The following is a 24,806-nucleotide window of genomic DNA, read 5'->3' on the forward strand; positions in this document are numbered from 1 at the left end:
TGTTACTTGATTTTTGCTTTGATGCGCATGAAGCGTCTGTGACCGGAGTCAAGCGCCTCGTAAAAGTCCTCGCTGTCCTTCAGGTCATCCTTTGTCAGCTTAGAGACCACATACATCAGCACGAACGCGGTCGCCAGACCGATCGTGCCGTACCACACATAGCCGAGATCCCAGACGAAGAAGGTCAGGCAGATAATGATCGCACCGACCGAAATCGAGGTGATAGCGGCTTTTCGGGTTGCCCACTTGCAGTAAATGCCGAATACCAGCGCCGGGAACAGCGATTCGACCAGGGAATCCGCGAAAATCATCAGATTGTAGACGTATTCCCAGTGCATGAGCGATACGGCAACCGTTACGGTACCGAACAGCAGAATCACCACGCGGATAACCGAGGTTTCGGATGCCTTGAATTTGCAGTGAGCGATGCCGACGAGCAGATCCTTGTAGATGATAGAGGACATGACCATCAGCAGCGCATTTGCGGTGGACAGACCGACCGCCAGTACGCCGATGAGGAACACGATCATCAAAATCTGCGCGAGCAGACCGTGCGTGCCCGCGATGATGTTGCACATATACGGGATAACCAGTTCGGTCTCCGAGCTGGTCAGATTCGGCATGGCAGCCAGTGCTACCAGACCGATGAGCATTGTGCCGCCCCAGACAATGATCTGCAGGAACGGTGCAAGGAAAGCCATCTGACGCTGGTCCTTCAGACCCGCGCTGTAATAGCCCGAGCGCACAAAGACCTGCGGCAGCAGCAGCGTGTAGCCGAACGCGCACGCAAGCGGATAGCTGACGCGCGACGGATAGGTGCAGATACCGATCGGACCAGGGTAGGAGAACCAGTCCGGCGTCTGAACACGGACGGTCTGGAACGCCTCGATGATCGAGCCGTTGAATACGATCTTGAGCGTTACGAAAATAATTGCCCACAACGCCAGAATGAAGAACCAACCCTGTACAGCATCCGCCAGTGCGGTGGATTTTACACCGCCGAGCATGACGAATACCGTCATGATAATGCCGCAAATGAGCGTAAACGTCTGCGAGGATACCGCGCCGCCGGTGGCCACCTCAGCCGCGCGTCCGCCGGCTACCAGTACCGCCGAGATAAACGGCACGGCGCAGATAATGTAAACAATGTCGATGATAACGGTCAGCGCCTTGGACTTGTAGCGGCAGAAGAAGAAATCCGCCGGGGTGGTGAAGTGCTTCTGCTGGTTGACCAGCCATACCTTGGTCATCGTGAAGTAGCAGATGATCGGGAACATGGAGTAGATGCACATCTCCGAGAAGAAGTAGCCCAGTCCGTAGCGGTAATACGCGCCCGGACCTGCGAAAAATACCCAGACGCTCATGCAGGAGGCAATATAGGTCATGACCATGACTGGCCACTTGAACCGGCCGCCCTGCAGATCGACCTTGCCTGCGTCACGTTTTTCCTTCCATGTGGTGTAGCGCGCGATGGCAATTAAAAATAGAAAATATGCCGCAAAAACGATCCATACCGTTTTGCCTGAAAGTAAACCCTGTGTTGTCATTTTCTCTGTTATCCTTTATTTGTCCGATTCTTTTTGCGTTTCGGAAGCGGCAGGCGTCATATTCTCTGCCGTTTCGTCCTGTTCCTCGTCCTCAATCAGAGGATACTCCTTTTCGGTCAGCTTGCAGCCGATATACACGGACAGCACCGTGCCGACAAAGCTGATCAGACCGTGTATGATGCAGGCGGTCTCGCTGCCGTAGGGGGGGAATCCCGGGAAATTATAGAATACCCAGAAGAACAGCACAGACGCCAGCCAGATTTTCTCTGTTCTGCCGATTTTCATTTTGTGTCACCTTGTTTTCTTGTTTATATGTAATTTCAGGTATGCATTTAGTCCTGAGAGCGCCATTCATCCAGCAGCGCATCCGAATCCACGACAAGTCCCAGATGCAGCGAGATCATGCGCAGCGCAGGCTCTTCGAGGTGCTCGGAGCCACGGGTCAGGTCGCGCGGCACGACGACGCGGAAGTCGCGGTTTGCGGCATCGAAGGCGGTGTTGATAACGCAGCAGTCGGTCATGCAGCCGGTGAGCACCACGCGGCGGATGCCGAGGTTGCGCAGCAGCAGTTCCAGATCGGTCGGATAGAACGCGCTCAGGCGCTTTTTGGTCGTTACCATGTAGTCCTTGTCGTGTACGTCGATGGACATTCTGTTCCAGCGTGTGCCTTCGATGGCGTGCTCTGCGATGTTGGGAATCTCACCGACCGTAACCGGAAACACCATGCGCCACGCAGACGGAAACAGCTTTTCGTCTGCACCGCCCTTACGCAGCGTTGAGCGGACATGGATGATTGGCAGACCGAGCGCGCGTGCTTCGTTCATGAAATGATTGAGCGGTTCGATGATCTCGCGTCCTCGCGGAGACGGACATGGACAGTCCGGGTCGGTTGACAGGTGTCCATCGTGCATGTCGATCGTAATGACAGCTGTATCGCGGCGATTAAGGAAAACCTGCTGTAATTGCTCCGAAACCTCCTTTTCGATGCTGTCAAAGTATGCTTTCATTTGATTTTTCTCCTTCCCCGGCAAAACGCCGCAGCAATCTGTGCGGCGCTGTCAATAGCGGTATTGGAGTTATTATAGCACATGTGTCATGACATGTGCAAATGTTTTGGTCGGGGTGGGTGAAAGATTGTAAGGGTGGGGGACTGGGGCGAGGTTGGGCGGGAGGATGGTGATGCGGCTATCGCCATCGCTCCGCGAAGGGAGCGACGACAGCAAGGCCGCCAAGGCGTACACTACCATGATTTCAATCCACGCTCCCGCGAAGGGAGCGACCTGTGTCACCGGTCTGACCCCTGCACCTGTTGCATTTCAATCCACGCTCCCGCGAAGGGAGCGACGTGGTTTGGTCGAGCAGTCCAACAAATGCAAGGATATTTCAATCCACGCTCCCGCGAAGGGAGCGACTGTTTGATGGTGTGCCCGCCGCCAATGACTGGGATTTCAATCCACGCTCCCGCGAAGGGAGCGACCGCAGACAGCATCGGCAGAGATTAACAACAATGCTATTTCAATCCACGCTCCCGCGAAGGGAGCGACCGCGATCGAGCAACCGGAATATCTATAGCAACATCATTTCAATCCACGCTCCCGCGAAGGGAGCGACCGGACGATGGGCAGGGCGGCTCGTGCAGGTGCAATTTCAATCCACGCTCCCGCGAAGGGAGCGACAGGGTCACTGGGTCATCACCGCCTCCAGCAAGCAATTTCAATCCACGCTCCCGCGAAGGGAGCGACGATGCCGCGATTACCGCCGCAGCAATAGCAGTTGCATTTCAATCCACGCTCCCGCGAAGGGAGCGACCGCAGTGCGTCAGCGCGATCGCCGCGAAGCTGGTCATTTCAATCCACGCTCCCGCGAAGGGAGCGACAAAGTCATTTCCAAATTTCCGTGCACGCAGGCCTATTTCAATCCACGCTCCCGCGAAGGGAGCGACCTGATACGGCAACAGGTCGATCATCACGCGCTAAAGATTTCAATCCACGCTCCCGCGAAGGGAGCGACCAGACCGTCCTTGATAATGCTCATCACAAGGTCGAATTTCAATCCACGCTCCCGCGAAGGGAGCGACCTGCAGAAACATGATATTGAGCGTTGGTACATTGAATTTCAATCCACGCTCCCGTGAAGGGAGCGACCATAGAGATCATGTGCTCACGCTCCATGATGCCGATATTTCAATCCACGTCCCCACGAAGGGAGCGACGCGAGACGCAAGCTAAATTCCTCGTGCTCTGCACGGATTTCAATCCACGCTCCCTCGAAGGGAGCGACTCAGGACAGCAACGGTGTACAGGAAACCATCTTTATTTCAATCCACGCTCCCGCGAAGGGAGCGACTTCCAGCGCGATAGCTCCGGCACGCGGCACCATGAAATTTCAATCCACGCTCCCGCGAAGGGAGCGACGTATTCCTTGCGCTTCTCGGCGGTCAGCTCGTTAATTTCAATCCACGCTCCCGCGAAGGGAGCGACCAGTTCCAGAAGTTCCTCCGGCTGCATGATACCTTTATTTCAATCCACGCTCCCGTGAAGGGAGCGACCAAGGGGTTTTGTTTTATTTTCCGGCAAATACCCCATTTCAATCCACGCTCCCGTGAAGGGAGCGACTCGGCGTCATCCGCGGTATGGTGAGGACGATCGAATTTCAATCCACGCTCCCGTGAAGGGAGCGACCGCTGACCTGCAAACCAAGGCCAAGGCGCTGATATTTCAATCCACGCTCCCGTGAAGGGAGCGACGCAGCTGGTTGATTATGACGATCGCAAGACTGGCATTTCAATCCACGCTCCCGTGAAGGGAGCGACTTGCAAGGTATTTGCGTATAGTATTCACTCCATATTTCAATCCACGCTCCCGTGAAGGGAGCGACGTAAGTCTTTTGCTTCTGTTCTTCTTGGCTGGGTATTTCAATCCACGCTCCCGTGAAGGGAGCGACCGTTTCATCTGGAGGTTATAGATGATGGTGACTTATTTCAATCCACGCTCCCGTGAAGGGAGCGACAGGAAGTCGGTAGATGATCGGTTGGCAACGATAGAAATTTCAATCCACGCTCCCGTGAAGGGAGCGACCGCGCATACCTTAGCGGGGTTTGGGGGTGCAGCGATTTCAATCCACGCTCCCGTGAAGGGAGCGACGCGAGGTCAACGCCGTCGTGGAACTCCTTGCCGTGATTTCAATCCACGCTCCCGTGAAGGGAGCGACTCATACCACCTGGCACAGCTCGTTTATGACAAGCTATTTCAATCCACGCTCCCGTGAAGGGAGCGACCAACGTTCACGGTTAAGATGGTGGATAACCCGAGAATTTCAATCCACGCTCCCGTGAAGGGAGCGACGTTGCCCTTAGACTTGCCAAGGATCTGTTTAATATTTCAATCCACGCTCCCGTGAAGGGAGCGACTGAATATTGGGATAACTCCGAGATCTGTATATCATTTCAATCCACGCTCCCGTGAAGGGAGCGACCGGCTTGTCTGTACTGACGGCAAATTTCCCGTACATTTCAATCCACGCTCCCGTGAAGGGAGCGACATGTATCAGCCGATTATATTTTAGGTTTACCCAAATTTCAATCCACGCTCCCGTGAAGGGAGCGACCAATACCCCTTATTTATTATGCCGTGCCGCGGGATTTCAATCCACGCTCCCGCGAAGGGAGCGACCGCGCAGCCAGCGCACAAACGCTGCTTGCAAAAATTTCAATCCACGCTCCCGCGAAGGGAGCGACGCTCATGAGCACCAACCGGCGAGCCGGAGCGCAGGGGATTTCAATCCACGCTCCCGCGAAGGGAGCGACGCGATTACCTCGTATTTCTCGAGGACGCGGCACGAATTTCAATCCACGCTCCCGCGAAGGGAGCGACACCACAGATAGCGTGGGACTTCAACACCGCAATATTTCAATCCACGCTCCCGCGAAGGGAGCGACGCGGGCTTTTCCTTTACTTGATACTTATCGTATGTATTTCAATCCACGCTCCCGCGAAGGGAGCGACATCTTGTGCAACGGAATTCTACCCTCTTATTATATCATTTCAATCCACGCTCCCGCGAAGGGAGCGACTCCGTGCCTCTGATTTGCAGAGCATGAGACATTGCCATTTCAATCCACGCTCCCGCGAAGGGAGCGACAGGCAATCGAGCAGATGTTCCGTGCAGCCAAGCAATTTCAATCCACGCTCCCGCGAAGGGAGCGACGGTCGGCTGATAGCCGGTAATCTCAGTAGTCGCAATTTCAATCCACGCTCCCGCGAAGGGAGCGACAACACGCCTGTAAGCACTGTTCTGCCGGACGGCTATTTCAATCCACGCTCCCGCGAAGGGAGCGACCGCAGTACGGACAGCAGACCATTGAAAGCGCAAAATTTCAATCCACGCTCCCGCGAAGGGAGCGACGCCGGACAAGACAATCTCATTCGCAAGAAACCCGGAATTTCAATCCACGCTCCCGCGAAGGGAGCGACACAGTTGCAATGTACAGGCCGTTCGGGTCGGGCAATTTCAATCCACGCTCCCGCGAAGGGAGCGACCGACGTTACCGTATCCGGCAGACTGGCGGCGCAGATTTCAATCCACGCTCCCGCGAAGGGAGCGACGAAAAAGCCTTTGACAAAGCTATCATCAGACAGCGATTTCAATCCACGCTCCCGCGAAGGGAGCGACCCGACACTCTCAGAGGATACCGCGCCGCCGTCCGTAATTTCAATCCACGCTCCCGCGAAGGGAGCGACAGCGCTTGCCGCCCATATCCGCGCCGTTCTGACGGAATTTCAATCCACGCTCCCGCGAAGGGAGCGACTTACCGAGCATTCGGAAACTACCGCCGCTGGACATTTCAATCCACGCTCCCGCGAAGGGAGCGACCGGAAATGCGGTAAGTGCCATCACCGGAAAGCAAATTTCAATCCACGCTCCCGCGAAGGGAGCGACACCACAGATAGCGTGGGACTTCAACACCGCAATATTTCAATCCACGCTCCCGCGAAGGGAGCGACCTTTATTGACACTGCATGCGTATAGTTATATAATATTTCAATCCACGCTCCCGCGAAGGGAGCGACGTTACGTTCTTGCCGATTCGTGCCCACTTTGCAGCCATTTCAATCCACGCTCCCGCGAAGGGAGCGACCGTATTCGGTGATATTATAATAACACAGATTACCATTTCAATCCACGCTCCCGCGAAGGGAGCGACGACTACGCCTGCGAGCAGGCCAAGCGCAGCAGCATTTCAATCCACGCTCCCGCGAAGGGAGCGACCTGCAAATCCGCAAGGTAGTCAAGGGCACCGGCATTTCAATCCACGCTCCCGCGAAGGGAGCGACGATAGCCGATGCCTTGTTATCTTCTTCCGCAGCATTTCAATCCACGCTCCCGCGAAGGGAGCGACGGTCGTAAAGTAGCCGATGCTCTTACCGTCCTTATTTCAATCCACGCTCCCGCGAAGGGAGCGACAGGCGAACGCGGTGAAAACGGCGAAAGTACAGAATTTCAATCCACGCTCCCGCGAAGGGAGCGACAGCAAAAATCACCAAGACTATTCCCGATGATTTTCACAAAATAAACAATTGCAATAACAGTTTTGCATAGAATCGTGTAAAATACAACTGCAAATTTGACATCCGATAAAAGTATTGTATATATCCTATCGGAAATTCCGGTGCGAAGCGCCGACGCTTTTCGGTTCGCTTACACTTCGCACCGCCTTACACCATGAGCACGCCTTCCGGCTCATAGCCGCGTTTCGTGCCGAAATGCTCAATCTTATTCTCATACTTGCTGCCGAGATAGTAAAATCGCAGACTGTCCAGTTCATCATCCATAATGGAGCACAGCTTCTGCTGCAGCATACGGCACTGAGCCGCGTCAATCAGGCATTCAAACACGGAATTCTGCACACGCTGTCCATAATTGACACACTGCCTGGCAATTTGCCGCAGGCGTTTGCGCCCGGCGGCTGTTTCGGTGTTGACGTCATAAGTAATCACAACCAGCATATTCGGCACCTCATTTCCACAAAAACGGCGGATAATCGTCCAGATCGCCGCGCAAATAGCGCGCCAACAGCAGTGCCTGCGCGTAGGGCACCATACCCCAAGACAGCTTTTCCTCAAGGTATGGGTGACGAATTTCCTCGCGCTTTTTCTCCTGCCAGCCCTGTAAAAAGGTTTTGCGGGCGTTCTCTGAGAGATAAACCGCACCGTTCTCCTGCACTTCAAAATCCTTCGCGGAAAACCTGCCGAGATTGACAGCCGAAAGCACAAAACGGTCTGCAAAGCACGGCCGAAGTTCTTCCATCAAATCGGCGGCAAGAGACTGCCGGCCCGGACGGTCGGTGTGCAGAAAACCGACATAGCTGTCCAGTCCGACGGCTTCCAGCGCAGCGGCGCAGTCGTTCGCTAACAGGGAATAGGCGAACGACAGCAGTGCGTTGCACGGGTCGAGCGGTGGACGGCGCGAGCGTCCGGTGAATGAAAACACGTCTTTGTGGTTGAGAATCAACCGGTCGAATACATCGAAATAGATGGCCGCACCTGCGCCCTCCAGTCCGCGCAGAGAGCCTGAATCAGTCTCTGCCTGCACCTGCGGCAGCAGCGCTTTCAGCTTGGCGGAGGCGGCTTTGAGCGTTTCCGTGTCCACGCGCATGGCGTGGTCACGGCAGGTGCGTTCAATGCTCCACCGCGCGTTGTAAATCTTGCCGAACACCATCATGCGGGCAATACGGCAGGCTTGTGGTGGGTCATCCGCCGTACGGTATTGTGTGCGTCGAAGCAATACATTACCGTTGCTCACGCCGCAGGTTCGCGCCAGAAACCGCCCGCGCGGTGTACAGAACGACAAGCTTACATCTCGCTTTGCACATGCGCCCATGAGTGCTGGAGACGCGCCTGCATAGCTGAAGCTGATAATTCCGGCGAGGGCATGGAGCGGAAACCGAGCCGTTACCTGCTTCTCGCGGTTGACGACAACATTTTCGCCATCGAGTGTCAGATAGGCGTCCTCTGAGGTGACAAACAGCGTGTTAAGTAGCTTTTTCATTCCTCCATCGCTCCTTTCAGGTAGCCGGAGACAGGTTTCGCCTTCATCAGCTCGGGCAAACACAATTCCTTGAGCGAGCAGGCCGAGCAGCCTTTCTGCGGTTTTACCTTAGGCGTGCAGCCGCGGCGCAGATAGTCGTGCATTTCGGCAAGGCTGTCGCGCACACGCTGCCGCAGTTCGTCTGTAAATTCGACAGGCGTCCGTCGGCGCGGTTCACCGTAGAACAGCGCACCGTCGGAAACCTGACAGCACAGCATTTCCTCAAGGCACATCGCCTGAGCGCACAGCTGCAGCTCGTCCGCGTCGTGCGGCTTGGGATTGCCGCGCTTGTATTCGACCGGAAACGGTGACCACAGTCCGTCTCGTCCCTGCAGGGTAACGCCGTTTTCCGAGCGATGAAATTCTACCACATCGCATTCACCGGATACACCGAGTACCGCCGAATGGATACGCATGGCACGAACAATCAGCAGGTCGCCGCGGCTTTCTGTGCCGCCGCCGTGCGCTTTCTCGTGCAGAATCGAGCCGTCCACCGTGCGGTAATTCTCCGCCCACTGGTGCTCCACATGGATGAGCGCCCATTGCCGACGGCAGAATGCGAAATGCTGCAAACCGGAGAGCTGGAGGAAATCCTCCTCGGCGTAGATTACCCCAGTACCTTGCAGGTCACGCCGGCCGGCAGGTTGGCTTCGTCAACCGTGATGGTGTAGTCCGTGTACGCACGCGGCGCAATCACGCCTTCGTTGTGCTCGGCATGAACCAGATCAAACAGCTTGTGCGAGGGTGCGTTGCCAAGCTCGGAATCATGCTTGAACACAATCAACTGGCGTACAGCCATCTTGCCGCGAGCAGCCGAATGGTCGTTCTCGAACATGTTGATGATTGCCGTCCACAGCAGTTCAAGGTCAGCCTCAGAGAATCCGGTCGTCTTGCGGGCGAGGTTAGCAGAAACATAGCCTTCCGCGCGGTACAGACCGTAAGGCACGATGTATTTGCGGCCCATTTCGGTGCCCTTTTTCTCCGCGTCAGCCTCGGTGGTGATGGCAACACGGGTGATCGTGACTTCCTGCGGAACAATAGGATCCACACTGCGGGCAAAGCCAAGCTGCACCGGACCGCGCACCTGTCCGCAGTTGAGTGCACCCTTGACAAAGGTGGTCATAACCGCACCGAATGTGCGAATATCGTAGAAATTCTGGCACATAAAGTCGCGCAGCTTGCTGTCCAGCTGGTCGTCCTTCTTCTTTGCATCCTTGAGCTTGTCCGGCGCTACACCGACATAAGCGCAGGCTTCTGCATCGCTGCGGTTGAGCGGTACACCGTCCTTGACGTAAATGCGGTAGCCGGATTCGCCTTCCTTGGCCATTTCCACATAGTTGCGGATTTTGCGCTTGAGACATACATCGGTCACCAGACCGTAGCCGGTTTCCGGGTCGATACGCGGCATGTTGCCCGCATCCGGATCGCCGTTCGGATTGCCGTTTTCCACGTCGAAAAAGATTACAAATTCATAGCGGTTTTTGATGGGTTCCATTTACTTGTCCTCCTTTTTTGTGTAACGATTTTGTGTCTGATGGTAGTAACCGAGGTCAAACGAGCCTTGCTGCGGCAGGTTCAGCCGAGCGGGATACTCTTCGTGCAGAATATCCATGATCTGGCCGATTTGCTTATTAAAATAAATTTGCTGATCGATTCGCAGCTTACGCAGATGTTTCTGACAGAGCTTGTCAAGAATAGGGAAGATAGTCGCGGGGATAGACGAAGCGGAGTTGAAGTATTTATCCTTGATAGTAGCGTTGATGCCCGGATTTGCCGCCTGCTGTACGGCTTCATACACCGAGAACAGCCGTCCGAGTGCATAAGGGATATTGGTGCTGGATTCATTCAGGCTCACAGTTAAAACCTCCTCGGGACAATCCTTGTCCTCATTCTTCAAGTAATACGCCTTCAAAATTGCGGCACGCCGCCAGTTTACCTCAGAATCTGCGCGGATACGGAGCATAACACCATTCAGCAGTGCCGCCGGATAACGGTCGTTGTTCCAGACAGCACGGGCAGTCGCACCGGCCATAACCGGACTCGGCTTTTTGTCGCGGGCACTCTGGTTGACGGTTTCGGCAAGCAGCTGCCACAGCGGCAAAAAGCCGGCAGGCGCCTTCGCCGGACGCTTGATTTCCAGACGTTCATAGTGCGCGTTGACGTTCTTCATCAATTCACCAAATGTGTTTTTATAGAAGAATCGCACACTCAGACGCGCAGCATTCGGTGCCAGACCGAGAATGTAGAATGCACGGTCAGGATCAAGATTTAATTCCTGACACGGTTCGCTGTCTGCAAGGTGTTTGAGCGCAGCAGATAAGTCATTATCCGACCAGCTTTGCGTGTTATTGCCCATAAGACAGCTGAAAAAATCAGTATACTGCGGTTCTGCAGTCTCCGCCCAGCAAACGACGGTGGTGTCACCGATGTACTGCGTATGCTCGCGGTCAGCCAGCAGGTGATTGAGCGCCGTCGTATAAGCAAATGCAGCGTGCTTGCCAACAGGTGCGTTGTAGTTCTGCTCGTGACCGTAGGAACAGAAGGCGGGTGCGTTGAACGATACAAGTGCGGCGCCGCTGGACTGCGCATCACGCACACCTTTGATGGCAGGATGAACGGCGGCAATCTCATCCAGTTCGCCGGTGACAAGACATTGCTGTTTGGGTGCATCGGAGTCACCGTCGTAATGTGCCTGCCATGCAGCGCAGATGACCGGATCATCTGCCGGATACTGCCCATTCACATAAAATACCAGATTGGCACCGGCAATGAGTTTGTCGTAATCATTGACAAGAGCAGGGTGCTGTGCAGCTTCGGCAGGCTGCCATGTATCAAAGAAGGAGAGAATTGCGTGTGCGGCAGGAGAGTCCACATTGTCTAACAGCTTGCGGTGCAGCTCGGCGGCGGCGTGAAAGCATTGCAGACTGCGCTCCGGTTTGCCTTTTGCGTCTACGCCAAGCAGATATGCCGAATTATCCCACATAAAGTTGGACGTGACACCGGAAGAACGCTTGACTGCCGCCGGCAGACGAATATCCTCACGCGGTCGGAGTACTTTCTTTTTGCCTGCCTCTGCTTCGTGCAGCAGCGGAATAACCTGGGCAAGTTCACCGTTGTCCCGCAGCTGGAGCGCATAACTGATTTTCGGTCTGCCCCAGCCGGGCGCATCAATTTCACCGCGGGCATTGAGGGCATCATAATATTGCGTCAGCGCCTGCAAAATCATTTGACCACCTCCGCACTGTGAATCGGGGGAACCTCCATGACACCGTCTATCAGCTTGGCGCGGAAGAACATCGGTGTGATATTGGCGGGATCGCTGTAATCCATGTCGAGCAGCATCCAGCCGAGATCGTGCTCACCAAGCAGTTCCTCCGGACAAGGCGGAAGTTGTTCACAAAGCTCAAACTTTACCGGAAATTCCCGTGTGCCGAAGTAGGGCATGCTGTAGCACTGTCCGCGGCGCAGACGGCGTTTCATAATGTCCTGAAACTTGCCGGGATTGTCGGTCGGCGCAGCCTTGTCGGTCATTTCAAAGTGTGCTTCAATGACATAGTGGACATCGCGCAGCACCATGGCGGCACGCTGCTGAATGCTTTCTGATGCAGCAAGGTACAGCTCACCCTTGGGTTTTGCAATCCACGCCTTGACCGAACGTGCGTTGATGGTGTCCTTTACCTCATTTCGGCGGATGTTGGTGAAGTGAATCGGCGCACAGACATGAATGCGGTCGATGATCCAGCGAAGACCGGGGTGCCAGTAAATACTTTCCAGCAACCCGCGTGCCGCCGAGGGTGTCATGCAGTCATAGCTGACGCGTTCGGTCTTCATTTCAGGCCTGCTGAATAGAGCGTATGGGCCGCTTACTTCAACTTGAATTGACATTGGTATATTTCCCTCCTTTACGAAGACTTGCCAAATATTTCCTTATATCAACGGAGAGTGGAATATGTGACAGGGCTTCGGTGTGATTTGTTGGATAGATAGGGTAGCAAGCCCCCTTATCTACGATTACATTATATCGCTTTACGCTGTTGATTACAACAGCAATATTTCCTAATATGAGATAATTAAATTTATGCAAATGAAATAATAAGGCAGGGTAAAGAAACTTGACAAAATAAATCAGAAACTGTTATAGTGTATTTGTCGTCATTAGACGTGGATTGAAATCTAATTTGAGATAATTAAGGAAGCGCGGGAGAATGTTACCACATTCTCCCGTTTTCCTTTTTACGCGAAAAATTACCCGAAAAACGCCTGACCGCTGTCTGCCTTGAGCGACAGACCGGTTTTCTCATCATACAGTGACAGATCGCACAGAATAGCACTGCGGTCGTCCAAAGCATTGGTTTCATCGGCGGTTTGAAGCGCACCGGTGTCGTACAGTGCCTGAAAATGCTCATCATACACCTGCACGGCGTACTGCCCAAGCTGCCGATACAGCTTTTTAGAGCACGCACCATCGCAAAGCCGCTCGATGAGTTCAGAACCGTCCTTCCACGGAATATAAACTGTGCGTGTGTCGTTGTCGATCATGCGAAAATTCTCGGCAATTGTGCGGAACGGATACAGAGAGCCGCCGCGTCCACGTTCAAACGCGTCGATCACGCCGATTTTGTCAATTGCGGAACCGTTCAGCGTACGCAGTTCGCTGAAATAGCTCTGCATTGTCTGCGGAGAAGCGGGATCGGCATTGTTATCCAGCGCAATATTTGTCGCGCCGATGGCTTGTCCAAACAGCGGCGGAGCCTTCTCCGTGCGGCGGAAAATAGTAACAATGCTGTCCTCTGCGGCACGCTTGCCCTCGCGGTTGCAGCGTCCGGCGGCCTGCAGAATGGAATCCAGACCCGCCAGTTCGCGGTAAACGGCGGGGAAATCTATGTCAACACCGGCTTCAACAAGAGAAGTCGATACGACACGGCAGGGTAAACCGTCATTTAATCGGCGTCGGATTTCCTCGAGCACCGTACGGCGGTGTGCCGGAACCATCAATGTGGACAGATGGAAACTGCCTTCCTCCGGCAATTTCGAGAAAATGGACTGCGCCGCTTTGCGGGAATTGACGATGCAGAGGACCTGCTCATGTGCGCACAGCAATTCGGCGAGTGCGTCATCCTCGAGGACACCGACTTGCCGGAACGTTACACGGCGGAATTTGTCAAAATAGAACGGAATCTCCGGGCAAATCTCGGAAACCGCATGCGACGGTGCGAATCGCTGAATCAAATCGCCGAGTACTGGCTGGGTAGCCGTACACAGCACGGCAGTTGCGCCGAACTGCTCTACCAGAGCGCCGATGGCTGCAACGCACGGCATCAGGTGGCACAGCGGAAGCATTTGCGCTTCATCGAAAATAATCACGCTGTTCGCCAGATTGTGCAGCTTGCGGCACTGTGAGGAACGGTTAGCGTACATCGACTCGAAAAACTGAACGGCGGTTGTGATAACGAGCGGGCTGTCCCAGTTTTCGGCGGCCAGTGCCTTGGGATCGGGATTGCCGTTTTCCTCATCGTTCTCGAACTGTACACCGGAGTGATGCTCGAGTACGTTCTCATCGCCTAAAATACCGCGGAAAACATCGGCATTCTGCTCGATGATGGAGGTGTACGGTACAACATAAATCACACGTTTCATACCGTGCTCAACGGCATGATGCAGCGCAAATGAGAGAGAACTGATCGTTTTGCCGCCGCCGGTCGGAACCGTAAGCGTGTAAATGCCCTTGGGATTGGCTGCGGCGGAAACGCACGCCTGCAAGATCTGCTGACGCAGCTTGTTCAGCTCGGAAGTCGGGTTGTCCCATTCATTTAGCCTGGCCTGTAAGCGGGTGAGCAGCGTTTCGAGTGAATTTCCGGTGCCGCGCGGCATATCGCCCTGCATGAACTGCTCGGTGTCCAGATAATCCGCATCCACCAGACAGGAGTACAGCATGCGCGTGCGGAATGACTCGGAAAGCGACGGCTTGGTGACCGGACGCTGCGGCAGGCGTACCGGCGGAATGGGATAATCCGGGTCAAGCGGCGGAATAGCGGGAGTGCCCCACTTTTTTATTCTGCCGGTGAAGGTGGGCGTGCCTTCCGGGTCATTTGTGCTGCCTAAATCCGGCAAACCGCTGTGATGCCCCATGACACAAGCGGCTAAGAGCAGATTGTTTGACAACATGATGTTTCGTGCACCGGCGGTTGCATGATCGACCTTTGGACCATTATCCAGAAGACGATGCTGAAATGCGGCAGTTGCTTTGCCGTCATCATGGTGAACACCGGCCTCGTGACCTTCAGCTTGTGCACCGAATGCTTCGGCAAACTGCCCGCAGAGCGTGCCGACACCGCGCTCGTGATCGGAGAGAAGCTGATATTCTGTACGTTCAACGCCGTTTTCATTGATCGGGCGAGTATGTGCATAGAATTTTTTATCCATAGCGATCACCTTCTATTGAATTGTTATATACAGTATATAACAGTTAAAGTCCGATAAAAAGTACAACACCCAATATGCCTGCTAAGAAGACCGCCTTGAATTACAGCAAACTGCTGAAAATATCAGTCAAATCCTATAGATTTCGTTGGCTTTATTTGTGCAAAACTGGCAAAACCTCCAGAAAATGAAATTCCTGCAATTCCGAGGTTGACACTGGGGATTGGCTGTGCTATTCTATAACCAACAAATCCAGTAGGGGATCGGAAAGGAGCGAGCAAAATGTTCATCGTAAACGCACGAATGTCGGGTCGAATGTGTATGAACATGCTGTACTATGCTCAGATGCTGCCTGACCGACAGAATACGAAATTACTTTGAATCGTCTTGCCTGACGCTGCGCGTTCTTGCGGATTCATTGCATTTTCTGAAGCGGGGAGCTGCGAGCTTCCCGCTTTTTTTGCGCATTTAAGAGGAATAAGGAGGAATTTTCTTGATAAAATTGTCACATATCTCGAAGGAGTTTGTGAGCGGCAAGCGAACCGTTCATGCGGTGCAGGATGTTTCGCTGACGATTGACAGGGGCGAAATTTTCGGTATGATCGGCTTTTCCGGTGCGGGTAAATCGACGCTGGTGCGATGCATCAATCTGCTCGAGCGGCCGACCTCCGGCAAGGTGATCGTAGATGGTCAGGATATGCTGTCGCTCTCGGCAAAGGAGCTGCGGCAGGCCCGCAAGAAGATTGGCATGATCTTTCAGCACTTCAACCTGATGCCCTCGCGCACCGTAGCCGGCAACGTAGCGTATCCGCTGCGCGGCAGCGGCCTTTCCAAACAGCAGATCGAGGAAAAAGTACAGCGGTTGCTTGATCTGGTCGGCATCGGTGATAAGGCGGAGGCGTATCCCAAGCAGCTGTCCGGCGGTCAGAAACAGCGTGTAGCAATCGCTCGCGCACTGGCAAACGACCCGAATGTGCTGCTCTGCGATGAGGCTACCTCGGCACTCGATCCGCAGACCACCAAGGCGATTCTGCAGCTGCTCAAGCACCTGAACGAAACCCTCGGCATCACGGTCGTTATCATCACCCATGAAATGGCGGTCGTCAAGGAGATCTGCCACCGCGTAGCCGTTATGGAGCACGGTAAGGTGGTCGAGTCCGGCGAGGTGTTCAACATTTTCGCCAACCCGAGAGAGGACATCACCAAGAACTTCATCCACACGACCTCCAATCTCCGCAAGATCGAAGAACTCATCGCGGAGGATTCGCCGGTCGTCAAGCTGAATCCGGGTGAACTGATCGTGCGCTTAAGCTATATTCAGCGCAACGTATCCGAGCCGCTCATCTCGACGGTATCGCGCAAATTCGACATTGTGCTCAACATCATCTTTTCCGATATCGCCATCGTGCAGAATGCACCGATTGGCGGCACGGTAGCCATCATCAGCGGCGGCCGCGATCAAATCACACAGGCAATCGCCTATCTCAGTGAGAAAAACGTAGGAGTGGAGGTCATCAAGGATGCAAGAGTTTCTGAATAACATCATTCCGAACGTGATGGCAAAGCTGCCGGACTTCTATGCAGCCATCGGCGACACGCTGCTCATGGTGGTCTGGTCGGGTGCGATCTCGTTCGTGCTCGGTCTGACACTGGGCGTGCTGATCACGGTCACCAAGCCGGGCGGCATTCTGGAAAACAAAATCGTCTATCAGATTCTGGACAAACTGGTCAGCCTGTTCCGTTCCATCCCGTTCATCATCCTGCTGACGTGGGTAATGCCGGTTTCCCGTGCGATCATGGGTACGGCAATCTATGTTCGGGGTGCAATCGTTCCGCTGGTATTCGGTGCGGTGCCGTTCTTCACCCGTCAGGTGGAGAGCGCCCTCGCAGAACTTGATCCGGGTCTGATCGAAGCGGCGCTCTCGATGGGCTCCACACCGCTGGAGATTATCTTCCGCGTTTACCTGAAGGAAAGCGTTGCCGCCATCGCGCGCGGCACAACCATCACGGCGATCAGCCTGCTGAACCTGACCGCGATGGCCGGTGTCGTCGGTGCCGGCGGTCTGGGCGACTTCGCCATCCGTTACGGCCACGACCGCAACATGCTGGACGTTACCAACGTCACTGTGCTGGTCCTCGTCATCATCGTTTGCATTATGGAGTTCGTTGGCGGCAAGGTCGTCAAGAAGAACACACACTAAGGAGTGTCTGACATGAGTATTTCCAATCGTAAAGTTGTTATTGTCGGTGCAGGCCATGTCGGCTCCCATGTCGGCTACGCACTGATTTCGCAGAGTTTGGCAGACGAGATTGTCTACATTGACTCCGATCACGCAAAGGCAGTCGCACAGGCGTTCGACCTGACCGATGCGACCAATTACCTTCCGGTTCGCACCAAGGTCACCGCGGGTGACTACAGCGATGCTAAGGACGCACAGATTATGATCATTTCGGCAGGCCCGCTGCCGACCGGCAATCAGACCCGCATGGACACCCTGGGACAGACCATCGCCATTTTGAAGGATGTAACAAAATCCATCAAAGAATCCGGTTTTGACGGTATTATCGTCAATATCTCCAATCCGGCGGACGTTATCGCGCATTACATTCAGCACACGCTGAACTGGGCGCCGGAACGCATTTTCTCCACCAGCACCACGCTGGATTCCGCAAGACTGCGCCGCGCCATCGCACAGGAAACCGGCATTGACCAGAAATCCATCACCGCTTACGCGCTCGGCGAGCACGGCGAAAGCCAGATGGTCGCATGGTCGGCTGTCACCATCGCGGGCAAGCCGCTTTCCCAGTGGCGCGAGGAGTATCCGGACACGTTCGGCAGGCTCGACCTGGATGCGCTTGCTGACGCAGGCCGTGAAGGCGGCTGGACCATCCTGCGCGGCAAGCAGTGCACCGAGTTCGGCATCGGCGCTTCTGCCGCAGAGGTCGTTCGCGCCATCTTCTACAACGAGAACCGCGTTCTTTCGGTTTCTGTTCTATTGGACGGCAAATACGGTCAGCACGATGTGTACGCTAGCGTGCCCGCTATCGTGGGTCGCGACGGCATCGCAGAGATCATTGAGCTGCACCTCACCCCGGAGGAGCAGGAGAAGTTTAACGCATCCTGCAAGACCATGAGCGAGAATTATCAGCTGTCGCTCACATTATAAAAGCAGTCAATTAAAAATTTTATTTCACAATAATGGAGGCACCTAAAATGAAGCTCAAAAGAATCATTGCACTGTCCCTGTCCGCAGCAACCCTCGCCCTGTCCCTGACCGCCTGCGGCGGCTCGAGCAGCGCAGCTTCCGATAATGCACAGGCATCCGACAGCAATTCCGGCGATGCCGTAACCGTAAAGCTCGGCGTAGTCGGCAGCATCTACGAGGATCTGTGGACGCCAGCCAAAGAAAAGCTGGCTGACGAGGGCATCGACCTTGAGTTCGTACAGTTCTCGGACTACGTTACCCCGAACAACGCACTCGCTAACGGCGAGATCGATCTGAACGCTTTCCAGCACCGTATTTACCTGCAGAGCGAGATCGACAACTACGGCTATGAGATCGAGAATATCGGCAACACCTTTATCATCCCGCTGAACCTGTACTCCGACAAGGTTAAGTCGGTTGATGAGCTTAAGGACGGCGACACCGTAGCCATTCCGGACGATGTAACCAACGGCGGCCGCGCCCTCAAGGTTCTGGAAGCTGCGGGCCTGATCAAGCTGAAGGACAGCGCCGAGTTCAACCCGACCATCGACGACATTGAGACCTACAACACCAAGATCACCATCGAGGAGCTGAAGGCTAACGTAATCCCGTCCACGCTGGCTGACGTTACCGCAGCTGTTGTAAACGGCAACTACGCACTGGATTTCGGTCTTAAGACCGAGGACGCCATCTACAAGGATGACCAGCTGGACATCGAGGAGTACTGGAATCTGATCGCAGCACGTTCCGCTGACCTTGAGGATGCAGACAAGCTGGAGACCTACAAGAAGGTTGTTGCAGCGTTCCAGTCTGATAAGACCGAGGCAGTATTCAATGACCAGTTCGGCGGCTACTTCATCAAGGCAGGCTGGGATCAGGATCTGCTGGCAGACAAGTAATGCATAATCGTTCCCAATGCCGCCGGAAACAACCGGCGGCATTCAATCTATCAAATGCAGTGTGATATCGGATTGGGTTTTCCGCGCGTAAGCGCGCATTTGATAGAATTTGTGAAACAAATTCATAAAAACGGGGAGCATGTATCACCGTTTTTATGCTTTAAGAGGGAGAAAGTTTCTGTATAGGAACTTTCGGACGACTTTGGAACGGCCTACGGTCCGTTCCTCTTGTCGGCGAAACTGTAGTTTCGCGACAGGAATTGGCAGGAGGAAACAGCAATGGAAGTAAGCAAACAGGCTTTGCAGAATATCATTTCGGATGAAGACCGTCTGCTTTTCGCAGAAAATATTCCGGCGGAATACCTGAGCGATGCGCTCGGCCGCCGCACCGGCACGGCGGATGCGCTCGTGTTCGCGCGCTCGACCGAGGAGGTCAGCGGCGTGCTCCGGTACGCCAACGAAAACGCCATCCCGGTCACGCCGCGCGGCGCGGGCACCAATCTGGTAGGCTCGACAATTCCGATGTTCGGTGGTATCATTCTGGATGTATCCCGCATGAACCGCGTGCTCGAGCTGGACCGCAACACGATGACGGTCACCGTCGAGCCGGGCATGCTGCTCAAAGATCTGCAGGCCTATGTTGAGGAGCACGGTCTGTTTTACCCGCCCGACCCGGGCGAAAAGGCCTCGAGCATCGGCGGCAACATCAGCACCAACGCGGGCGGTATGCGTGCGGTCAAGTACGGCGTAACACGCGATTATGTGCGCGGGCTGGAGGTCGTTCTTGCGGACGGCACGGTGCTGAAAGTCGGCGGCAAGCAGGTCAAGGACGCGAGCGGACTGTCGCTCAAGCACCTGCTCATCGGCTCGGAGGGTACGCTGGCGGTCATCACCAAGTGCCTGCTGCGCCTTCTTCCCAAGCCGGAGACCACGGTGAGCGTGCTCGTTCCGTTTGCTGACCTCGGCACGGGTATCCGCAGCGTGCTGACTATCCTGCAGGCGAACGCCAACCCGACCGCAGTCGAGTTCATGGAACGCAAGGTCGTAGCCCTCGGTGAGAGCTTTTCCGGCGTGAAATATCCGCGTCCGGATGCCGGTTCGTACATTCTGCTGACGTTTGACGGCCACGAGAGCGAGGTCAACGCGAATATCGAGCGCGTGCGCCGCCTTGCGCTCGACAACGGCGCCATCGACTATATCGTGCTCCGCAGTGCCGAGCAGGCCGCCGACATCTGGAAGGTGCGCGGTGCGCTCGTTATGGCGGTCGAGGCCGTGTCCGAGCAGGAGCCGGTGGACATTGTCGTGCCCATCAGCCACACGGCGGACTTTGTACGTTACATCAACGAGCTGGAGGCCGCCTCGGGTATGCGTATGATCGCGTTCGGTCATGCGGGTGACGGCAACGTGCATCTGTGCGTGGTGCGTGACGGCCGCGACCAGCAGACTTGGGAGCGTGAACTGCACGACAACATGGAGCAGGCATACGCGAAGGCGTATTCTTACGGCGGCGTAGCATCGGGTGAGCACGGCATCGGCATTTCCAAGCGGTCGTACTTCCTGCGGGAGACCGCGCAGGAGAATCTTGCCGTGATGAACACCATCAAGACCGCGCTCGACCCGAAGCATATACTGAACGATCAGAAATCTTATATTGTGGGAGGAAAATAACCATGCAGAGCTTATCTGAACGCACCGCCGGCTTTACCGACTCGGTCATCCGCCGCATGACGCGCGTTTCCATGCAGTATGACGCGGTTAACCTGTCGCAGGGTTTCCCGGACTTTGAGCCGCCGAAGGAGCTGCTCGACCGTCTGGCGCAGGTGGCCTACGAGGATTACCACCAGTATTCCATCACCTGGGGTTCGCAGAACTTCCGTGAAGCGCTGGCCGCCAAGCAGACCTATTTCATGGGCCGCAGGATCGACCCGAACACCGAGATCGTTACGACCTGCGGCAGCACCGAGGCGATGATGGCTGCGATGATGACGGTCACCAATCCGGGTGACAAGGTTATCATTTTCTCCCCGTTTTACGAGAACTACGGTGCGGATACCATTCTGTCCGGCGCAGAGCCGATTTATGTGCCGCTCGTGCCGCCGGATTTCCACTTTGACGCAAATGTGCTCGAGGACGCGTTCCGTCAGCACCCGAAGGCCATCATTCTGTGCAACCCGTCCAACCCGTGCGGCAAGGTGTTCACCCGTGCAGAATTGGAGATTATCGCGTCTCTCGCGGAGAAGTACGACACCTACGTTATCACCGACGAGGTGTATGAGCACATCGTATTCGCACCCAACAAGCACACTTATTTTGCCACTCTGCCGGGCATGTGGGAGCGCACGCTGTCGTGCTCGTCGCTCTCCAAGACGTATTCCGTCACCGGCTGGCGGCTGGGCTATATCATCGCGCCGCCGGAGATTATCGACCGTGCGAAAAAAGTACATGACTTCCTGACCGTCGGCGCAGCAGCACCGCTGCAGGAGGCTGTTGTTACCGGTCTGAAGTTCGGTCAGGACTACTACGACGATCTGCAGGCCAAGTACACGCACAAAAAGGATCTGTTCCTCAAGGGTCTGGACGATCTCAAAATCACCCATACCGACCCGCAGGGCGCGTACTATGTTCTGCTCGATATTGCCGAGTTCGGCTACGAGAGCGATCTTGCGTTCTGCGAGGATCTGGCGCATTATGTCGGCGTAGGCGCGGTTCCCGGATCGAGCTTCTTCCGTGAGCCGGTCAACAACCTGATTCGCCTGCATTTTGCCAAGAAGGACGAGACGCTGCTCGATGCACTCAACCGTCTGGAAGGTCTGCGTGATAAGATCAAACCGAAACACCGATAAACAGGAGGAAAAGCCGTCATGGATGTAAAGAAAGCCGCAGCGGAAACGAAGGACTACATCGTATCCATCCGTCGGGAATTTCACCGGCACCCGGAGCTGAGCCTGCAGGAATTCCGCACGGCACAGCGCATTGAGGAGGAACTGGACAAGTTCGGCATTCCGCACACGCGCGTAGGCGAAACCGGCGTGCTCGGCACGCTGAAGGGCGCAAAGGACAACGGAAAAGTGCTGGTTCTGCGTGCGGATATCGACGCGCTGCCCATTGAGGAGACGCATGAGTGCGTCTATCGCTCGGAGAATGCAGGCGTCATGCACGCCTGCGGCCATGATGCGCACGCGGCCTGCCTTCTGGGTGCCGCGAAAATCCTGTCGGAGAACAGAGACGCGTTCAGCGGAAAGGTCCGTCTTGTGTTTCAGCCGGGAGAGGAAATCGGAAAAGGTGCAAAGCCGTTTGTCGCAGCCGGCGTGCTGGAGGGTGCCGAGCGCGTGTTCGGTCTGCACACGGCATACGATTTGGAGGCAGGCACGGTGGGACTCAAACCGGGCATCAACAACGCCGCAGTCGATCATTTCCGCATTCGCGTGCACGGTAAGTCCACGCACGTTTCCACGCCGCATCTGGGCGTAGATGCGCTGTACATCGCCAGCCAGATTGTCGTGGCAGTGCAGGGACTGGTTACGCGCCGCACTTCACCGACCGAGCCGGTCATCATCGGTATCGGCAAGCTGAACGCGGGCACGACCTACAACGCCGTGGCAGCATTTGCTGAAATGGAGGGCACAACGCGCACCATTTCGCAGGAGAGCCGCGACCGCGTCCGTGCACAGGTCAGTGAGACAGCGCAGAGCATCGCTGCGCTGTACGGCGGCACGGCGGAAATCGAGTGGACGGACTTTGCCGCTGCGCTCGTCAATGACCCGCAGGTGTGCGAGGAGGCTGCTCGGGTCGTGGACGAGCTGCTCGGAGAAGGACACGTTGTCACCAACCGTGAGCTGTCGCTCAGCGGCGACAATTTTGCCGAGTTTGAGCTGTATAAGCCGGGCGCGTATGCGTATCTCGGCACCGGCAATCCGGATTTTCCGCACACGATGATCACTAACCATAACGGCGGCTTCGATGTGGACGAGAATGCGCTTGTGACCGGTGCCGGTCTGTATGTCGACTATACAGTCGCGCGGCTTGGATAAAGCAAAACGCTCAGCTATCAAACGATAGCTGAGCGTTTTGCTTTTGAAATTACAGTTTTGAACTTACATCCCGCACTCAAGTCCGTTATACCGTGTCACTACAAACGGATAGCTGAGTGTTTCAGGCTGGATGCCAAGCTGCCGCAGACCGGCGCACAAATCCTCGACAACCTGCATATCGTGGTCGCGCTGCGCAACGGACAGTTTCATTTTATCTCCATACGACGAGATCAGCAGCGCGAACGGCTGCACCGCGCACGGCAAAATCGCGCCGTAGTCGAGCACATACGGACGGCAGCTTTCCGGCAGGGCGAACCGGCCGACATTGGTAATGAGAAAGCTGTCCTCGAGCACAAAATCAGTCGTGACCTTCTGTGCCGCCTGCATTTTCTCCGCGAGCGGCATGTCTGCCTCATGCAGCAATTCACAGCGGTCTGCGGCGGCTTTTGCACGATAGAGCAGCTGTTCGCGCTGCATCTGATCCTTCAAAAACGCCTTCGTGCGCCGGAACACCTCGTCATTCGGCAGATCGCGGTACTCCGGAAAATACGGCAGATCGATAAAGCAAATAAAATACCGCGTGGTAAGCGTCGGCAGCAGCGGACGCAGATCGACCGGAATCTCCGCGATAACCGGCTTGTCCGTTCCGCCGAACTTATCATCAAACGCTTTCATCATCAGCGGAGCCAGTACAGACAGCGGACTGACGCCGATGGACTTTGCGTAATCGTGCAGCTGAGAAAACGGGAACGTCACCTCGGTGACGACCTCGGAGCCGTCAGCGCCCCACTGTACCTCGGGGGCATGAACAGCCTCCGGCTTTTTCCAGATGCCATCCGGCGAAAATTCACGGTCTGCCAGCTGCTCGTAGCCGTTTGCGCTCTCCTCGGGAGACCAGCGGGTATCCATGCCGCGCACAGAGCCGTCATTCTCAACCGGGAAACCGCAGTTTTTCAGGTACTGGAACAGTACACAGCGGATAAACTCCTCGAATCCGCGTCCATCCGAGATAGAGTGCTGATACTCCATATAGATGGTCTTGTCGTGGTAGCCGACGAGAAATAAGTATCCGTTCGTATCCTTAGAGCCGATGGTGTAGCGGGTGGATACGCCATCGAACGGCAGCACCACGGCGGGCTGCACGTTGCGGCGGTAGCGGAACGCGGTCTCGGTCGGCTCGGCGGTCAGCATCATGTGCGGAAAGCGCAGCAGTGCCTGCTCGACGGCTTCGCGCAGCTTATCCGGGCGCACTTTATCGCGCATGCGGATGGTGTGGCGCGGCACACAGGCAACGGTTTCATGGGTGTTGTACAGGAAGATTTTTGCATAGCTGTCCGTGCGGAGCAGCGGGTCATTCATGGTCATTATAGCATCTCCTCAAAGCATAATCCGGCGCATCTTATCTGGTAATTTCAGTATATCACCCTTCAACGACGTTGTAAATCAAAACGAGTCGAATTTGCACAGTATTATGCAAATATAGAACGTGATGTACGATATAATGAGGCCATGAGCTTGGAAGTACTTGTGATTCGATTGACAGAGTATATCACGTCGGAAAAGAAGCTGACATATGGGCATGGAATTTCTGCCGCGGCTGTTCGATTCGTTCTCGCG

General features: G+C 55.2%; 18 protein-coding genes and 1 CRISPR repeat array. Of the genes, 7 read left to right on the forward strand and 11 right to left on the reverse strand.

What is annotated here, in order from left to right; all coding sequences use genetic code 11:
• Positions 1–2: 2 nt before the first annotated feature.
• From PG722_RS11145 to cas3, 10 genes are all read right to left on the reverse strand, one after another.
• Positions 3–1,547, reverse strand: coding sequence for a sodium:solute symporter family protein (locus PG722_RS11145; RefSeq protein WP_270580572.1), 1,545 nt, complete (start codon positions 1,545–1,547; stop codon positions 3–5).
• Between the two features lie 15 nt (positions 1,548–1,562).
• Positions 1,563–1,832, reverse strand: coding sequence for a hypothetical protein (locus PG722_RS11150; RefSeq protein ID WP_270580573.1), 270 nt, complete (start codon positions 1,830–1,832; stop codon positions 1,563–1,565).
• A gap of 47 nt (positions 1,833–1,879) precedes the next feature.
• Entirely contained in the window at positions 1,880–2,554 is a 675-nt protein-coding gene (locus tag PG722_RS11155) for a cysteine hydrolase family protein (protein WP_270580574.1), read from the reverse strand.
• Between the two features lie 241 nt (positions 2,555–2,795).
• Positions 2,796–7,075: direct repeats of the CRISPR family, unit length 32 nt; unit sequence ATTTCAATCCACGCTCCCGCGAAGGGAGCGAC.
• A gap of 186 nt (positions 7,076–7,261) precedes the next feature.
• Positions 7,262–7,552, reverse strand: coding sequence for a CRISPR-associated endonuclease Cas2 (gene cas2 / locus PG722_RS11160; protein ID WP_118730144.1), 291 nt, complete (start codon positions 7,550–7,552; stop codon positions 7,262–7,264).
• 10 nt (positions 7,553–7,562) lie between these two features.
• Positions 7,563–8,594: a type I-C CRISPR-associated endonuclease Cas1c gene (gene cas1c, locus PG722_RS11165; protein ID WP_270580575.1), complete on the reverse strand. Its 1,032-nt coding sequence runs from the start codon at positions 8,592–8,594 to the stop codon at positions 7,563–7,565.
• Positions 8,591–9,205 (reverse strand): CRISPR-associated protein Cas4, encoded by a 615-nt coding sequence (gene cas4, locus PG722_RS11170; protein WP_270580576.1) that lies wholly within the window; start codon positions 9,203–9,205, stop codon positions 8,591–8,593. Before cas4 ends, cas1c begins: the two co-directional genes overlap by 4 nt.
• Before the next feature lie 35 nt (positions 9,206–9,240).
• Positions 9,241–10,128, reverse strand: coding sequence for a type I-C CRISPR-associated protein Cas7/Csd2 (gene cas7c, locus PG722_RS11175; RefSeq protein ID WP_270580577.1), 888 nt, complete (start codon positions 10,126–10,128; stop codon positions 9,241–9,243).
• The gene (cas8c, locus tag PG722_RS11180) at positions 10,129–11,859 is read right to left on the reverse strand and encodes a type I-C CRISPR-associated protein Cas8c/Csd1 (protein WP_270580578.1); all 1,731 of its coding nucleotides are present in this window, start codon (positions 11,857–11,859) and stop codon (positions 10,129–10,131) included.
• Positions 11,856–12,518: a type I-C CRISPR-associated protein Cas5c gene (gene cas5c / locus PG722_RS11185; RefSeq protein WP_117751869.1), complete on the reverse strand. Its 663-nt coding sequence runs from the start codon at positions 12,516–12,518 to the stop codon at positions 11,856–11,858. Before cas5c ends, cas8c begins: the two co-directional genes overlap by 4 nt.
• 360 nt (positions 12,519–12,878) lie before the next feature.
• On the reverse strand, positions 12,879–15,056 hold the full coding sequence (cas3, locus tag PG722_RS11190; RefSeq protein ID WP_270580579.1) for a CRISPR-associated helicase Cas3': 2,178 nt from the start codon (positions 15,054–15,056) through the stop codon (positions 12,879–12,881).
• Positions 15,057–15,546: 490 nt separating this feature from the next.
• Between cas3 and PG722_RS11195 the strand changes: the two genes are divergently transcribed.
• From PG722_RS11195 to PG722_RS11225, 7 genes are all read left to right on the forward strand, one after another.
• The gene (locus tag PG722_RS11195) at positions 15,547–16,593 is read left to right on the forward strand and encodes a methionine ABC transporter ATP-binding protein (protein WP_118480579.1); all 1,047 of its coding nucleotides are present in this window, start codon (positions 15,547–15,549) and stop codon (positions 16,591–16,593) included.
• On the forward strand, positions 16,574–17,254 hold the full coding sequence (locus PG722_RS11200) for a methionine ABC transporter permease (RefSeq protein WP_118285836.1): 681 nt from the start codon (positions 16,574–16,576) through the stop codon (positions 17,252–17,254). Before PG722_RS11195 ends, PG722_RS11200 begins: the two co-directional genes overlap by 20 nt.
• Positions 17,255–17,266: 12 nt before the next feature.
• Positions 17,267–18,220, forward strand: a complete 954-nt coding sequence (locus PG722_RS11205) for an L-lactate dehydrogenase (protein ID WP_270580580.1) — start codon at positions 17,267–17,269, stop codon at positions 18,218–18,220.
• Between the two features lie 47 nt (positions 18,221–18,267).
• The gene (locus tag PG722_RS11210) at positions 18,268–19,158 is read left to right on the forward strand and encodes a MetQ/NlpA family ABC transporter substrate-binding protein (RefSeq protein ID WP_270580581.1); all 891 of its coding nucleotides are present in this window, start codon (positions 18,268–18,270) and stop codon (positions 19,156–19,158) included.
• Positions 19,159–19,437: 279 nt separating this feature from the next.
• A complete protein-coding gene (locus PG722_RS11215; protein ID WP_270580582.1) occupies positions 19,438–20,826 on the forward strand; it encodes an FAD-binding oxidoreductase in 1,389 nt (462 codons plus the stop codon).
• A 2-nt stretch (positions 20,827–20,828) separates the two neighbouring features.
• Positions 20,829–22,001, forward strand: coding sequence for a pyridoxal phosphate-dependent aminotransferase (locus PG722_RS11220; protein WP_270580583.1), 1,173 nt, complete (start codon positions 20,829–20,831; stop codon positions 21,999–22,001).
• Between the two features lie 18 nt (positions 22,002–22,019).
• Positions 22,020–23,189 (forward strand): M20 metallopeptidase family protein, encoded by a 1,170-nt coding sequence (locus tag PG722_RS11225; RefSeq protein ID WP_270580584.1) that lies wholly within the window; start codon positions 22,020–22,022, stop codon positions 23,187–23,189.
• 63 nt (positions 23,190–23,252) lie between these two features.
• Here PG722_RS11225 and PG722_RS11230 read toward each other — a convergent pair whose 3' ends face one another.
• Entirely contained in the window at positions 23,253–24,554 is a 1,302-nt protein-coding gene (locus tag PG722_RS11230) for a hypothetical protein (protein WP_119191287.1), read from the reverse strand.
• Positions 24,555–24,806 lie beyond the last annotated feature (252 nt).

Source organism: Butyricicoccus sp. OF27-2pH9A, from assembly GCF_027693185.1.
GTDB classification, from domain to species: Bacteria; Bacillota; Clostridia; order Oscillospirales; family Butyricicoccaceae; genus Agathobaculum; species Agathobaculum butyriciproducens.